Annotated in this window: 12 protein-coding genes; 9 read left to right on the top strand and 3 right to left on the bottom strand. The window is 67.8% G+C overall.

All coding sequences use genetic code 11. The features are described from left to right. The first annotated feature begins 6 nt into the window (after positions 1–6). The 3 genes from ACFVVM_RS09730 to ACFVVM_RS09720 are packed head-to-tail and all read left to right on the top strand — an operon-like array spanning position 7 to position 1,635. Positions 7–162 carry a hypothetical protein gene (locus ACFVVM_RS09730; RefSeq protein ID WP_387615409.1) on the top strand — a complete coding sequence of 52 codons (156 nt, stop codon included), beginning with the start codon at positions 7–9 and terminating at the stop codon, positions 160–162. Further along, the gene (locus ACFVVM_RS09725) at positions 159–1,274 is read left to right on the top strand and encodes a hypothetical protein (RefSeq protein WP_387615407.1); all 1,116 of its coding nucleotides are present in this window, start codon (positions 159–161) and stop codon (positions 1,272–1,274) included. Before ACFVVM_RS09730 ends, ACFVVM_RS09725 begins: the two co-directional genes overlap by 4 nt. A gap of 52 nt (positions 1,275–1,326) precedes the next feature. Next, a complete protein-coding gene (locus ACFVVM_RS09720; protein ID WP_387615404.1) occupies positions 1,327–1,635 on the top strand; it encodes a hypothetical protein in 309 nt (102 codons plus the stop codon). A gap of 236 nt (positions 1,636–1,871) precedes the next feature. On the opposite strand, the gene ACFVVM_RS09715 is transcribed toward ACFVVM_RS09720, so the two are convergent. Together ACFVVM_RS09715 and ACFVVM_RS09710 are read right to left on the bottom strand one after the other, a co-directional pair. Continuing rightward, positions 1,872–2,549: a response regulator gene (locus tag ACFVVM_RS09715; protein WP_387616807.1), complete on the bottom strand. Its 678-nt coding sequence runs from the start codon at positions 2,547–2,549 to the stop codon at positions 1,872–1,874. Positions 2,550–2,578: 29 nt separating this feature from the next. Then, positions 2,579–5,089, bottom strand: a complete 2,511-nt coding sequence (locus ACFVVM_RS09710) for an ATP-binding protein (RefSeq protein ID WP_387615402.1) — start codon at positions 5,087–5,089, stop codon at positions 2,579–2,581. A 526-nt stretch (positions 5,090–5,615) separates the two neighbouring features. Between ACFVVM_RS09710 and kdpA the strand changes: the two genes are divergently transcribed. Genes kdpA through ACFVVM_RS09695 form a run of 3 tightly spaced genes read left to right on the top strand, consistent with a single transcriptional unit; the run spans position 5,616 to position 10,300 of the window. Next, on the top strand, positions 5,616–7,286 hold the full coding sequence (gene kdpA / locus ACFVVM_RS09705) for a potassium-transporting ATPase subunit KdpA (protein WP_387615399.1): 1,671 nt from the start codon (positions 5,616–5,618) through the stop codon (positions 7,284–7,286). Position 7,287: 1 nt separating this feature from the next. Then, positions 7,288–9,435, top strand: a complete 2,148-nt coding sequence (gene kdpB / locus ACFVVM_RS09700) for a potassium-transporting ATPase subunit KdpB (protein ID WP_387615397.1) — start codon at positions 7,288–7,290, stop codon at positions 9,433–9,435. A gap of 1 nt (position 9,436) precedes the next feature. After that, positions 9,437–10,300, top strand: a complete 864-nt coding sequence (locus ACFVVM_RS09695) for a potassium-transporting ATPase subunit C (protein WP_387615395.1) — start codon at positions 9,437–9,439, stop codon at positions 10,298–10,300. A 97-nt stretch (positions 10,301–10,397) separates the two neighbouring features. On the opposite strand, the gene ACFVVM_RS09690 is transcribed toward ACFVVM_RS09695, so the two are convergent. After that, a complete protein-coding gene (locus ACFVVM_RS09690) occupies positions 10,398–11,468 on the bottom strand; it encodes a LacI family DNA-binding transcriptional regulator (RefSeq protein ID WP_387615392.1) in 1,071 nt (356 codons plus the stop codon). Positions 11,469–11,602: 134 nt separating this feature from the next. Here ACFVVM_RS09690 and ACFVVM_RS09685 point away from each other — a divergent pair, with 134 nt between their 5' ends. Genes ACFVVM_RS09685 through ACFVVM_RS09675 form a run of 3 tightly spaced genes read left to right on the top strand, consistent with a single transcriptional unit; the run spans position 11,603 to position 14,626 of the window. Next, positions 11,603–13,018, top strand: a complete 1,416-nt coding sequence (locus tag ACFVVM_RS09685; protein ID WP_387615389.1) for an APC family permease — start codon at positions 11,603–11,605, stop codon at positions 13,016–13,018. 28 nt (positions 13,019–13,046) lie between these two features. Continuing rightward, a complete protein-coding gene (locus ACFVVM_RS09680; protein ID WP_387615386.1) occupies positions 13,047–14,186 on the top strand; it encodes an alpha/beta hydrolase family protein in 1,140 nt (379 codons plus the stop codon). Beyond that, positions 14,183–14,626 (top strand): hypothetical protein, encoded by a 444-nt coding sequence (locus ACFVVM_RS09675; protein WP_387615384.1) that lies wholly within the window; start codon positions 14,183–14,185, stop codon positions 14,624–14,626. The genes ACFVVM_RS09680 and ACFVVM_RS09675 overlap by 4 nt, the downstream gene beginning before the upstream one ends. The last annotated feature ends 65 nt before the right edge of the window (positions 14,627–14,691 follow it).

The following is a 14,691-nucleotide window of genomic DNA, read 5'->3' as shown; positions in this document are numbered from 1 at the left end:
CTTCGATTGCTCACTGCGACCCTCGACGTGGTGCATGCTGCTCTCGCCGAGTTGATCGAGACCATCGAGCACAATCGCAGGGCCGCGCCGGAGACCACCGCCGCGATCCAGCTTCTGGTGACCACGATCGCCGCGGCGACGAGTCTGCTCTCGGCACGATGATCGCCGATGCGCTGGGCCTCGATCCGCTGCCCACTCAGATACTCTCCGCGGCTTACGACTTCGATACACCCGTGCGGATCGAAGCTTTCCACGACGCCGTGCTGATGGCCCAACGATATTTGGCGCCCTTCGTGACGAAGGTGGCTGTCGACATGTTGACCGAGATCGTTGCGGCGACCACGGTCGATCCCGGCGCGACGGTCGTCTTCCAGGGACGTGACGGATTCGTGTTCGGCCATGTGTTCGCAGCGTTCGCTCCCGAGTTCTACGCGGCACGATGCGTCCCGCTGTACCTGTCTCGTCGCTTGGTCGACAGCGCCCTGCGCGACTTGGAGACCAACACCGACGCGGCGTTTCCCGGTATCGAGCCCTACCGGCGACGACTGGTCGACAACGGCGGTGGCTCCTGCGGAGCCTGGAATCGGCTCACCGGGTATTTCCATGCCAACGGAGTCCCGATCGGAGCTCCCGGATCAGTCGTCCATCTCGTCGACACCGCCTTGAAGGGCAGCATCCAGGAGATGCTTGCCGCCGCCTATCCCCAGACGACCTTCATAGGACACCTCGCCTTTTACGCGGCGAGCACCGCGGACCCGCACCCCGGCAGTAAGCGGGGCTATGTACTCCATCTCGACGGAACGAACGAAAACGACGGCTGCCCAATCCGCGGTCCGCTACCGGCCGACCGGAAGCTCACATTCCTGCATCGCACCGCGATCCTCGCCGTCGAGAGCCTCGTACAGGGCAGCCACTGCAGCCCCGTCGAGTTCGGTTCGGACGGGCGGCCGCGCGCCGCGCGGGCGCGGCACGACCCGTATTCACTCGCGGCCATCGATCCGTCGGTGATCCGAGCCCCCTACGACGATCCCAGACTGCGTGAAGGTCTCCGGAGCGTTCTGGTCCTCGCGATATGCCGAGTCGCCTCGGCGTTCGCGGATCGCGCCGCAGCCGCCTCGGAACACTGTGAATCGGTTCGGGATTCGGCTTGGTACGCGGATCTCGTCCGCGGCAGCGACGAGTTCGTGCACCAGATTCGCGCCTGGGTCGGTCGTGAGCAGAGTTGCGATCCCCGCTTTCGCACGCTCCTCGACGCGTTGGTTCCCAGAACCTGAGACCTCGATATCGGTGCGTGCGCGTACCGGACCGACCGGATAGGTTCGCCGAATGGCAACAAATCTCGGCAACGGCGCGTCAGGGGCGATCCGCCGGTTCGCCGGCTGGGTCGCCCGCGGTTCGGTCGGTCATCCAATACTGGAAGGCATCAACTACTGGGACGAGCTGAAGGATTCGCCTTCCCAGATGGAGACCTGCTTTGCGATCTTCGTCAACGTCCTGGAATTCGATGACGCGGGAGAACCGATCAACGAGAAGTACGCCGAGAGCCGCGCCGCGGTCTTCCTCTACCGCTACTGCACGGGGGAACTCCCGAGAGGACACGCGGCCATCGAATCGTGGGAATGCGCGCTCTACTGACACGGCCGTCGTGCGCTCGGATCGATTGTGGTCCAGGCATCCTCATTCACGGCATCCTGATCATGAGACCGGTGTGCCGGAGATGTTCACGCTCCGCAGAGACGGCTCAGGTGTTCAATTTCGGCTGGTCAAAACTTGACCAGCTAACGGCCTATCGTTCACCGCGGGACCTCGCCACCCCCGCGACCGCGGCGAGCGAGCGTGCGCTCCTCGCTGACGAGCCTGACCGGCCCTGACTACTCCTGGAAGCGGTATCCCATGCCGGGTTCGGTGAGCAGGTGGCGGGGGTGGGATGGATCGTCTTCGAGCTTCCGGCGCAGCTGCGCGAGATAGACACGCAGATAATGTGTTTCGGTGGCGTAGGCGGGGCCCCAGACCTCCCGCAGCAATTCCTTGCGGCCCACCAGTTTCCCGCGGTGGCGCACCAGCATCTCGAGCATTCCCCACTCGGTCGGGGTGAGGTGGATGGCGGCACCGTTCTTGGTGACCTGCTTGGCGGCCAGATCGACGGTGAACGAATCGGTGACCACCACCGGCGTGACGTCCTCGGTCGCGAGGGTGCCACGCCGCACGGCGGCGCGCAGTCGGGCGAGTAGTTCATCCATCCCGAAGGGCTTCGTGACATAGTCGTCGGCCCCGGCGTCGAGCGCTTCGACCTTGTCCGCGGAATCGGTGCGCGCGGACAACACGATCACCGGTACCGAGGTCCACCCGCGCAGCCCGGTGAGCACTTCGACACCGTCGATGTCGGGCAACCCGAGATCCAGGATCACCACGTCGGGGTTCTTCTCCGCGGCGATGCGGAGCGCGGCGGCGCCGTCGGCGGCGGTGACGACCTCGTAGCCGCGCACCGACAGGTTGATCCGCAACGCCCGCAGGATCTGCGGTTCGTCGTCGACGATCAGTACCTTCACCGTGGTGTGCACGGTCGTGTCCTTTTCACTCACAGGTGTGCCTCTTCGTCGTCGCTCCCGGGAGCTGGTAGGTCGACCAGCATCGTGAGCCCACCGCCTGGAGTCGGCTCGGCACCGACCGTTCCGCCCATCGCGTCGACGAAACCGCGAACCACCGACAGGCCCAAGCCCACCCCGGTGGAGTTGTCGCGGTCGCCCAGCCGCTGGAACGGCTCGAACAGCTGCTCCTCGGTGCCCGCGGGCACGCCTGGACCGACGTCGACCACGGCGATCGCTACCCGCTGACCGGCCCGTTCGGCGGTGATCCGCACCGGCGTCTCCGGCCCGGAATGGCGCAGGGCGTTGTCGATCAGATTGGCCAGCACCCGTTCGAGCAGTCCGGGGTCGGCCAGCACCGACACCTCGCCGACCTCCACCTTCACCCGGTCCATCGCGGCGCGCCGTACCCCGCGCGCGCCCATGCCGACGCTGACCAGCGCGCGATGCACCGCTTCGTCCATGTACACCTGCCGCAGCCGCGGGCTGACGACGCCGACCGCCAGCCGCGAGGAATCCAACAGATTGCCCACCAGGGCGGTCAACTGGTCGACGGATTCCTCGATCGCTTCGAGTAGTTCCCCGGTGTCCTCGGCGGAGAACTCCACATCGTCACTGCGCAGACTCGACACCGCTGCCTTGGCACCCGCCAGCGGCGTGCGCAGGTCGTGGCTGACCGCCGAGAGCAACGCCCGGCGCAATCGGTCGGCCTCCAGCAGCGCGGCCGCGGCGCCGGCCTCCTCGGCGAGACGCTGCTGGCGTACGAGCCCAGCGGCCTGGTTGGCCACGGCGTTGAGCACCGGTCGCTCGTCCGGGTCCAGCGGATGCCCGGCCAACAGCAGCAGGCTGGTGGTGTCACCGGCCTCGATCACGGTGGTCGCCTCGCTGTGGCGGCGCGGGGGATCCACACCCACCTCGGCGACGATCAGGTCGCCGCACCGCATGCTCACCGCGCGCTGGCCATAGGTTTCGCGGACCTGCTCGAGCAGGTTGGGCAGGTCGGCGCCGTGCAGGACCGCGCCCGCGAACAGCGTCAGCAACTCGGCTTCCCGGGAGGCCTTGCGCGCCTGCCGGGTTCGCTTGGTCGCGACATCGACCAGCGCCGCGACCGCGACCGCGACGATCAACAGCACGATGACGGTGATGAGGTTGTCGGGTTCGGCGATGGACATGCTGTAACGCGGCACGGTGAAGAACCAGCTCAGCAGCAGCCCCGACAGCAGCGCCGACACCACCGCGGGCACGACACCACCGAGCAGCGCGACCCCGACGACGCCGACGAAGAACATCGCGGTCAGCCCGCCCAGTTCCAGGACGCTGTCGAGGAAGGACCAGCAGAGCACACTGACCAGCGCGGGTACCAGCAATGCGGCGAGCCAGGCGGTCACGGGCCGCCGCGTACGCGACAGGGGGCGGCGCACCCCCTGGTTGGCTTCCTCATGGGTCACCATGTGCACATCGATCTTGCCCGATCGCTGCACCACCGTGGAACCTATGCCCTCGTCCAGGATCCGTGCCCAGCGGGAGCGCCGTGAGGTGCCGAGCACGAGCTGGGTGGCGTTGACCTCGCGGGCGAACGCGAGCAGGGCGGTCGGAACGTCGTCGCCTGTCACGGTGTGCAGCGACGTGCCGAGCCCGGCGGCGAGGTCTCCGAGCTTGGCCATCCGCGCGGTCGAGACCCCGGCGAGCCCGTCGCCGCGCACCACGTGCACCACCACGAGGTCGGCACTGGATCGGGAGGCGATCCGCCCGGCCCGGCGGACGACCGTCTCGGATTCGGGCCCACCGGTGACCGCGACGACCACCCGTTCACGGGCTTCCCACACGTCGGTGATCTTGTGGTCGGCTCGGTACTTCGCCAGCGCCGCGTCGACCTGGTCGGCCAGCCACAGCAGCGCGAGTTCGCGCAGCGCGGTGAGATTGCCCGGCCGGAAGTAGTTGCGCAACGCCGCGTCGACCTTGTCGGCCGAGTAGACGTTGCCGTGTGAGAGCCTGCGCCGCAACGCTTCCGGGGTGAGATCGACGAGCTCGACCTGGTCCGCGCCACGCACCACCGCGTCGGGCACGGTTTCGCGCTGTTCGATGCCGGTGATCTGGGTGACCACGTCGTTGAGGCTCTCGAGGTGCTGCACGTTCACCGTCGAGATGACATCGATGCCGGCGGCGAGCAGTTGCTCGACATCCTGCCAGCGCTTGTCGTGCGCGCCGCCCGGGGCGTTGGTGTGAGCCAGCTCGTCGACCAGGACCACGGCCGGTCTGCGCGCCAGCACCGCCTCGACATCGAGTTCGGACAGCTCGGTCCCTCGGTAGGTGGTCAGCTTCGGGGCGATCTGCTCGATGCCCTCCAACAGATCCGCGGTCTTGGCGCGTCCATGGGTCTCCACGACACCCGCCACCACGTCGCGGCCGCGTTCGAGGCGTCGATGCGCCTCACCGAGCATGGCGTAGGTCTTGCCGACACCTGGCGCAGCACCGAGGTAGATGCGCAGTTGACCGCGTTTCACCTGTCCATCATCGCGTGTGAACGAGCCGCGCCCCGCGGACGCACCGGCAGTACTTCATGGTCAGCCGTCGCCACAGACACCGCGATCTCACTTTCCCTCATCAGAGTCCGGCGCGCTGTCGCCACCGCCGGTGCGCCCTTTCTACCGGGCCGAAAGTCGCTCGAGCTCGATCTTTACGACTTGTTGACGGCGATCACCTCAGCTTTGACGGCATCCTCACGTTCGGCGATAGCCCGGTGTCAACAATCCGCAAGGGACGACTCTCCCGGCGCTAAGGAATCGTAAGGACACCGCTCCGAGCCGGATCCTGGGGTTTGACTCACCTGAGCGCTTCACCTCGGAGCGCGAGGAGGTCGGAAATGTCTGTCGTGGTGTTCGCGGTGCTCACCGTCGCGATTTTTGCGCTGCTGGGCGCGATCCAGCGGGGCGTGGAAAAGCTGTGATCGCCAACCTGATCGGTCTGGTTCTGGCCGTGCTCGTCGCCGGGTTCATGGTCGCGGCGCTGCTCTTTCCCGAGAGGTTCTAGGTGAATACGACAACCGCCGCGGTCGTGTTCGTCACGGCGCTGGTCATCGCGCTGGCCCTGGTGCATGTCCCGTTCGGCGATTACATGTACCGGGTCTACGCCGGTGCCGAGCACTCCCGCGTGGAGCGACTGATCTACCGCGCCATCGGCGCGAAACCCGAGGTCGAGCAGACCTGGGGCGTCTACGCCCGCAGTGTGCTGGCATTCTCGGCCGTCGGCATCCTGTTTCTGTTCGTCTTCCAGCTCGTGCAGGGCGCGCTGCCGTTGCACCTCGATGATCCGGGCACCGAGATGACCCCGGCGCTGGCGTGGAACACCGCGGTCAGTTTCGTCACCAACACCAACTGGCAGAACTACTCCGGCGAGTCCACCCAGGGCCATCTGGTCCAGATGGCAGGCCTCGCGGTGCAGAACTTCGTCTCCGCGGCCGTCGGCATGGCGGTGGCGGTGGCCCTGGTGCGTGGCTTCGCACGCCGCCACACCGGCGAACTCGGCAACTTCTGGGTCGACCTGGTCCGTGGCACCCTGCGCATCCTGCTGCCGATCGCGTTCGTCTTCGCGATCGTGCTGGTCGCGGGCGGGGTGATCCAGAACTTCCACCTCCACGATCAGATCGCCCAGACCGTCGGCGGCACCCAGCAGACCATCACCGGCGGGCCCGTCGCCAGCCAGGAGGTCATCAAGGAACTGGGAACCAACGGCGGCGGCTTCTACAACGCCAACTCCGCGCACCCGTTCGAGAACCCCGGCACCTGGACGAACTTCCTCGAGATCTTTCTGCTGATGCTGATCGCGTTCTCGCTGCCGCGCACCTTCGGCCGCATGGTCGGCAGCACCAAGCAGGGCTATGCGATCGTGGCCGTGATGGGCACCATCGCGCTGGCCAGCATCACGCTGATCAACCTGTTCCAGCTGCAGCATCACGGCACGGTTCCGACCGCGATCGGCGCGTCCATGGAAGGGGTGGAAACCCGCTTCGGCGTGGCGAATTCGGCCACCTTCGCCGGCGCGACCACGCTCACCTCCACCGGCGCGGTGAACTCGTTCCACGATTCCTACACCAGCCTCGGCGGCATGATGACGATGTTCAACATGCAGCTGGGTGAGGTCGCGCCCGGCGGTGTCGGTTCCGGCCTGTACGGCATGCTCATCCTCGCCGTGATCACGGTGTTCGTGGCCGGTCTGATGGTCGGGCGCACCCCCGAGTACCTGGGCAAGAAGATCACACCCCGCGAGATCAAGCTCGCCGCTTCGTACTTTCTGGTGAGTCCGCTGATCGTGCTCGTCGGCACCGCGATCGCGATGGCCCTGCCCGGTCAACGGGCGAGCATGTTGAACTCGGGCCCGCACGGATTGTCGGAGGTGCTGTACGCGTTCACCTCCGCGGCCAACAACAACGGCTCTGCCTTCGCCGGCCTGTCCGGCAACACCGAGTGGTTCAACACCGCCCTCGGCCTGGCGATGGTGTTCGGCCGGTTCCTGCCGATCATCTTCGTGCTGGCACTGGCAGGCTCGCTCGCCCAGCAGGGCACCACTCCCGCGTCGATCGGCACCCTGCCGACACACCGGCCGCAGTTCGTGGGCATGGTGATCGGCGTGACGGTGATCCTGGTCGCGCTCACCTTCCTGCCCGCACTCGCGCTCGGGCCGCTCGCCGAAGGAATCCACTGACATGACCACTCCCACCCTCGACACACCGGCCGCACCGCGGCCCGAACACCGGACCCCAGGCATACCCAGCGGCATCCTGGATCCGAAGCTGCTGCTCACCTCGCTGCCCGACGCACTGCGCAAACTCGATCCGCGCACGCTGTGGCGCAACCCCGTGATGCTGATCGTGGAGATCGGCGCGGTGTGGTCGACGGTCCTGGCGATCGCCGATCCGAGCTTCTTCGCCTGGGCCATCGTGGTGTGGCTGTGGCTCACCGTCGTGTTCGCCAACCTGGCCGAGGCAGTCGCCGAAGGGCGCGGCAAAGCTCAGGCCGACACATTGCGAAAAGCCAAGACCGACACCGTCGCCCGGCGGTTGGCCGCCTGGACACCTGGAGGCCGCGGTCTGGAGGAACGGATCGCCGCGTCCGAACTGCGTCGTGGTGACCACGTCGTCGTCGAAGCGGGCCAGGTCATCCCCGGTGACGGCGATGTCGTCGAAGGCATCGCCTCGGTGGACGAATCGGCCATCACCGGTGAATCCGCGCCCGTGATCCGTGAGTCCGGCGGCGACCGGTCGGCGGTCACCGGCGGCACCACCGTGCTCTCGGACCGGATCGTCGTCCGGATCACCCAGGAACCCGGTGCCAGTTTCATCGACAAGATGATCGCGCTCGTCGAAGGCGCCAGCAGGCAGAAGACGCCCAACGAGATCGCGCTCAACATCCTGCTCGCCGCCCTGACGATCATCTTCGTCTTCGCGGTCGCCACCCTGCAGCCGCTGGCCGTCTTCTCGAAGGCGAACAACCCCGGTGTCCCCGACACCTCGGCGTTGGACGTGCACGGCATCACCGGCATCGTCATGGTCTCGCTGCTGATCTGCCTCATCCCGACCACCATCGGGGCGCTGCTCTCGGCCATCGGCATCGCCGGAATGGACCGGCTCGTGCAGCGCAACGTGCTGGCCATGTCGGGCCGCGCGGTGGAGGCCGCCGGCGATGTGAACACCCTGCTGCTCGACAAGACCGGCACGATCACCCTCGGCAACCGCCAGGCCGCCGACTTCGTGCCGATGCCCGGGATTCGCGACGACGAACTCGCCGACGCGGCACAGCTGTCGAGCCTGGCCGACGAGACGCCGGAGGGGCGGTCGATCGTCGTGTTCGCCAAGCAGACCTTCGACAAGCGGGAGCGTTCCACGGGCGAGCTGCCCGGCGCGGCCTGGGTGGAGTTCACCGCCCAGACCCGCATGTCCGGCGTCGACCTCGCCGATGGGCACCAGCTGCGCAAGGGCGCAGCCGGTGCGGTCACCGAATGGGTTCGCGCCCAGGGCGGTTCGATTCCCGACCAGGCCGCGGTGATCGTCGACAGCATCTCCGCCTCCGGCGGCACCCCCCTGGTGGTCGGCGAACTCGCCGACGGCGCGGCGCGGCTGCTCGGCGTCATCCACCTCAAGGATGTCGTCAAGCAGGGCATGCGGGAACGCTTCGACGAGATGCGCCGCATGGGCATCCGCACGGTGATGGTCACCGGCGACAACCCGCTCACCGCCCAAGCGATCGCCGAGGAAGCGGGCGTGGACGACTACCTCGCCGAGGCGACGCCGGAGGACAAACTCGCGCTGATCAAGTCCGAACAGGACGGCGGTCGGTTGGTCGCGATGACCGGTGACGGCACCAATGATGCTCCCGCGCTGGCCCAGGCCGATGTCGGTGTCGCCATGAACACCGGCACCTCGGCCGCCAAAGAGGCGGGCAACATGATCGATCTGGATTCGGATCCGACCAAGCTGATCGAGATCGTGGAGATCGGCAAGCAGTTGCTGATCACCCGCGGCGCGCTCACCACGTTCTCCATCGCCAACGACATCGCCAAGTACTTCGCGATCATCCCCGCGTTGTTCGTCGGCCTGTTCCCCGGGCTGGACGCGCTCAACATCATGCGCCTGGCCAGCCCGCAGTCGGCGATCCTGTCCGCGGTCATCTTCAACGCCCTCGTCATCGTTGCGCTGATCCCGCTCGCCCTGCGCGGTGTCGACTACCGGCCGAGCAAGGCCTCGACGCTGTTGAGCCGCAACCTGACGATCTACGGCCTCGGCGGCGTCATCGCGCCCTTCCTCGGCATCAAGCTCATCGACCTGCTCGTCCAACTCCTCCCCGGGATGTCCTGACATGCGTACGCCGACCTGGATCCGACAGCATCTGGCCGCTTTGCGCGCGTTGCTCGTGCTCACCGCGATCACCGGAATCATCTATCCCGTAGCGGTTTTCGCGGTCGCGCAGCTTCCGGGCCTCGACGAAAGAGCCGACGGTTCGCTCATCGAACGAGACGGACGGCTGGTCGGCTCCAGCCTGATCGGGCAGTCGTTCACCGACGCCGACGGCAAGGCGCTGATGCAGTACTTCCAGAGCCGTCCATCGGCCGCGGGCTACGATCCGCTGACCACCGGCGCGAGCAATCTCGGCCCCGAGGACATCGTCGACTCGGCCGACCGTCCCAGCCTGCTGACCACTGTCTGTACCCGGTCCACGGTGATCGCCGACCGTGAGCGGGTCGACGGTGCCCGGCCGTTCTGCACGAAAGAGGGTGTCGGCGCGGTGCTCTCGGTGATCGGCCCGCGTGACACCGACGGTGAGGTCTCGCGACCGGTGCAGGTGGTCAGTATCAACGAGGTCTGCCCGACGCGACCGTTCCTGAGTACGTTCCGCGGTGTGGCCGTGGAGTGCGCGCAGGCCGGCACGGATTACTCGGCGGGCCGGATCATCCCCATCGTCGGTGCTGCCCCGGCCGACCCGGCCGTGCCCGCCGACGCCGTCACCGCCAGCGGTAGCGGACTGGACCCGCACATCTCTCCCGAGTACGCCGCCATCCAGGTTCAGCGGGTGGCGAAGGAGCGCGACATCACCGTGGCGCAGGTGCGCGAATTGGTCGACGCGCATACCGACGGACGCACGCTCGGCTTCCTCGGTGCACCACGGGTGAACGTTGTCGAACTCAACCTCGACCTCGACCGGCGCCACCCCATCCGCACCTGAGCGGCACCCCACTGCGGGCGGTTGGGGCCGCCCATCCTGCGTCAGCCGGACGGCCCGCTGTCCAGCAGGCCGAGCTCGAGCGCCGACCGATCACCGGCTACATCCCAGGGCGAGGAACCGCGACGAGGTCGGCGTCGGACTGGTCGGGAGTTCTGCGGGTGGTGGACTGTCGAATCCGAACCGTTGCCGGGGTGGTGATGGTGGGTTCGGTCGAGTTCGACAGGAGCTGGTCGACCGCCGCGGGCATCTGGGTGTCGGGGTGGAGGTCGATGGCGGTCAGCGCCGGGCGTGCATGTCGGGCTTTGAAGCCGTCGAAGTCCTGGGCCACCAGCAGATCACGGGGGACCTCGAGGTTCAGATCGTGTGCGGCGTCGAGGATTCCGAGACCGAAATCCTCGAACAGGCCGATCATCGCATCGGGGGGTGGATCGGCTTCCAGGGCTCGGGTGGCCGCGCGGCGCGTGGCGGCCACGATGCCCTCGCGCGAGGTGTGGCGGCTCAGCTCGACGGTGTGGACGTCGATCCGGCAGGCCGTCGTGCCTGCCCAGTCCTCGGCGGTGGCGATGGCGATCGTCTCGGACTGCCATCGAATGTCGGTGGCGAGGATGTCGATGGTGTGGGCGCCTTGGTCGCGCAGGTGATCCAACAGGTCGGTGATTCCCTGCCGTGTGTCGGGGGCAACGGTACGAACCTCGGGGTGCTCCGGATCCAGCCCCAGGGCGACGACGGGGATCGCGAGCTCGGTGAAGACATCGATCCGTCGATCACCCGGCGCGGGGTCGAGAACCAGGACGCCGTCCAGGCCGAGTCGGCGCAGCTTCGTCTCCTCCACCGAGGGCGGCAGCAGCGTCAGCGCGCAGCCCCGGTCGAACGCCGCTTGGCTGGCGGTCACCGCCATGTAGGTGTACCAGTCGGTGTCCATGAGTTCGCGCAGCGGTAGTCGGGCGATGGCGGGGAGGGCAAGGCCGAGGACGCCGGAGCTTCCCGTCGCCAACTGCCGGGCCGCGCGACTGGGGGAGTACCGCAGATCGGCCGCCGCCTGACGTACGCGTGCCCTGGTCGCCGCGTCGACGCGGCCCTTGCCGTTGAGGGCATGCGAGACGGTGGTCTCCGAGACGCCGGCCGCCTTCGCTACATCCGCGATCGTCGTCCGTGCTCGGCCTGCCATGCCGAGAAACACTACCAGCACTCTTGACAGTCGCCAAAGCGATTTGGCACAGTGGCGGAACCAGTGCCAAAGCGATTTGGCGACACGGTGCGGACAGGTCTTCGCCGGAGGATCCCCGAGAAGGAGTACGTGGCATGGCGACAGGGCAGGCGAAGGCCGAGCCGACGAGGGTGGGCCCGCGCGCGGTGCTCGGCGTACCCCATCTGGTGTTCTTCGTGATCGCCACGGCGGCACCGGTGGGATTCGTGGTGAGCGCGACGCCGCTGGCGATCGGTCGAGGTGGCGTGGGCACGGTGTCGGCGTTCGTCGTGACCGCGCTGGTTCTCGCCCTGTTCGCCGTGGGCTATGTGGCGATGGCCAACCGGGTCCGCGGTGCGGGAGGTCTGTCCGAGTTCGTGACCGAGGGCTTGGGCCGGATACCAGGGGTCGGGGCCGCGTACGTGGCGGTCGCGACGTACGCGTGCGCGGCGACGGGCGCGATCGGGGTCTTCGCCGTCTTCGCCGACATCGCGAGTGCCGATGTCCTGGGTGTGCGCGTGCACTGGGCACTGTGGGCAGTGGCCGCGACGGTGCTGATGGCGGTGTGCGGTGTCTTGCAGGTCGAAGCCAATGCTCGCCTGCTCGGTGTGGTCATCTGCGTGGAAGTCGCCATGCTCGTGGTCGTCGTGTGCGCGGTGCTCTTCCGGGGTGGCGCCGAGGGCCTGTCGGCCGAGCCCTGGCAGCCCGGCCATGTTTTCAATGGTCACGCCGGTGCGATGTTCGCGGTCGCGTTCTCCGCGTTCGCCGGATTCGAAGCCACGGTCATCTACGCACGCGAGGTCCGGGACCGACGCACCATCGCCAGGGCGACGTTCCTGGTCATCCTGCTGCTCGCTGCCCTGTACTCGTTGGTCACCTGGGCCTTGATCACCGCGTACGGGAACTCCGGTGCGGTGGCGGCGGCGTCGGCCGATCCCACCGCCTTCTTCTTCACGGTGACGCGGACCTATGTGGGGACATGGGCCGTCCACGTCTTCGAAGTGCTGGTCCTCGCGAGCTGGTTGGCATCGATCATCGCCTTCCACAACGCGACTGCCCGATACCTGGCGACCATGGGCGCCAACGCGATAGCACCGGCCTGGCTCACCGCCCTGCACCGGCGATCGGGGGCACCGTGGAAGGCCGGGCTGGCCCACACCACGGCGACGCTGATCGTCATCGCCGGATTCTGGCTCGCCGATGCCGACCCCTATCTCGACCTGTACGTCATGACCAGCGTCCCAGCCGTGATCGGTGTCCCCCTGCTGGAGCTGCTGGCCAGCGTCGCGATCTTCGTGTACTTCCTGCGCCGGGCCCCGAGCCGCCGTCGCACGGTCCTGCTGACCACCTCGGCGCTCGCCGCGATCTGCCTGGCCACGATCATCGGCCTCATCGTGGCCAACATCGACCTGTTCACCGCGCGCAGCGGAGCCGTGAATGTCGTTCTGCCCCTGATCGTCTTCGCGGTGTTCGCGGCCGGAATGGGTTGGGCCGGACTGCATCGGGTCCGTTCGGCGTTGCCGCGCCCCTAGTTTTTCGTCCAACACAGAGGAGAGAGAAATGTCGTACAACCCCTTCGACCGCGGACCGCATCCGGTGGGAGTCCGTTCGGACTCCTGGCGCGACAGCGGCCGCGACCGCGAGCTCCCGGTCGAGATCTGGTATCCGGCCACCGACGACTTCACCGGAGACGACCTCGACCCCGCCCGGCAGGATGCGTTCCTGCCGGGGTGGGCGACCGAGGAGGATCTCGACGGCGGCGCCCCCGAGGACCTGGTCAGGCAGGCGGCGGTGCGCGACGCCACCGTGCGACCGGGAACGCATCCGCTGATCCTGCTGGTGCACGGCTGGGCCGGGTACCGCCGCGAGGCGACCTTCCTCGGCACCCATCTCGCCAGCCACGGATACGTCGTGGTCGCCCCCGACGTGCTGCTCAGCACCTTCGGCGATGTCGACGCGTTCCTGTCCGCACAGCCCGTCCCCGGCGATCCGCAGGCCCTGGTCGACCATGTCACGGCCATCGCCGAGGCCCGTCGCGCCGATGTCCCCTTCCTCATCGACTCGGCGGCCGCCCGTCTCGACATCGCGGTCGACGCCGTCGGCATCACCGGTGCCAGCTTCGGCGGCTGGTCCTCGCTGCAAGCCCCGGCCAGCGATCCCCGAATCGCCGCGACCGTTCCGATGTGCCCCGCTGGTGGCCGGGCCCCCGCCGACGGCGGCTACATCGGCAGCCTGCTGGACTGGAACTGGCATCGACCCGCCCCAACGCTGTTGCTCGTCGCCGACCGTGATTCCCTGCTGCCACTCGACGGCCAGTTCGAGCTGCTGCGTCGCGTGCCCGCACCCGATCGGCAGATGGTCGTTCTGGCCAACGCCGACCACAACCACTTCGTCGACGACATCGACACCGGCCAACAGTGGCTCGCCGAGTTCGCCGACCGCGTCGCGCGGATCTTCCCCGTCTCGGGCGGCAACTGGCCGCTGATCGCGCGGTCGGTGGTGCCGCGCGCGGAACTGTGCTCCGGCGACTCCGCGCAACTGGCGTGGCGTGGTCTGATCACCGCCCACATGGACGCGCACCTGCGCGCCGAAGCAGAAGCACAGGGTCTGCTCGACGGCGGGATCGCCCGGGCCCTGGCCGATCGCGGGGTCGTCGCCTCGGTCGTCGACGACCGCCGTTCGGCGGTTGCGCAACGATGAGCGCCGTCGACGAAATCGGTGCGGTCGTCGACGCCGCGTATCGGTTCCTCGGTTTCGCGGCCGGAGATCAGCCACGATGGCAACAGTTCGGGGCGTTGTTCACCCCCACCGCGGTCTTGGCGCTGCGAGTGTTCCCCGACGACGAGGCCATCTCGGTCATGAACCTGCACGACTACGCCGAGGCCCAGATGCGGCACGGTCTGCGGGATCTCGGCTACACCGAGACGCCCGGCGATCGCACCGTCGACGTCGTCGGCGCGGTGGCCGTCGTCCGGCAGGACTTCACCATGGACTTCCCCCACCGCCCGGCGGCCCGGGCCGTCGACGTGTTCTCCCTGGCCGCAATCGACCACGAGTGGCGGATCATCGCGGTGGTCAGCGATGTCAGCGCACCTCGAGCCGTCACAACAGGCCGGTCGGCGACTGGGGGTGATTCGTAACGGCCCGCTGTGTCCACGGCGACGAACACCCGCGGCGACCGGTGAACCCGGTCGCCGCGGGTGGC

Source organism: Nocardia sp. NPDC058176 (genome assembly GCF_042883805.1).
Lineage (GTDB): Bacteria > Actinomycetota > Actinomycetes > Mycobacteriales > Mycobacteriaceae > Nocardia.
Note: the sequence above shows the minus strand (reverse complement) of the source record. Positions and strands in the feature narration are given on the sequence as shown.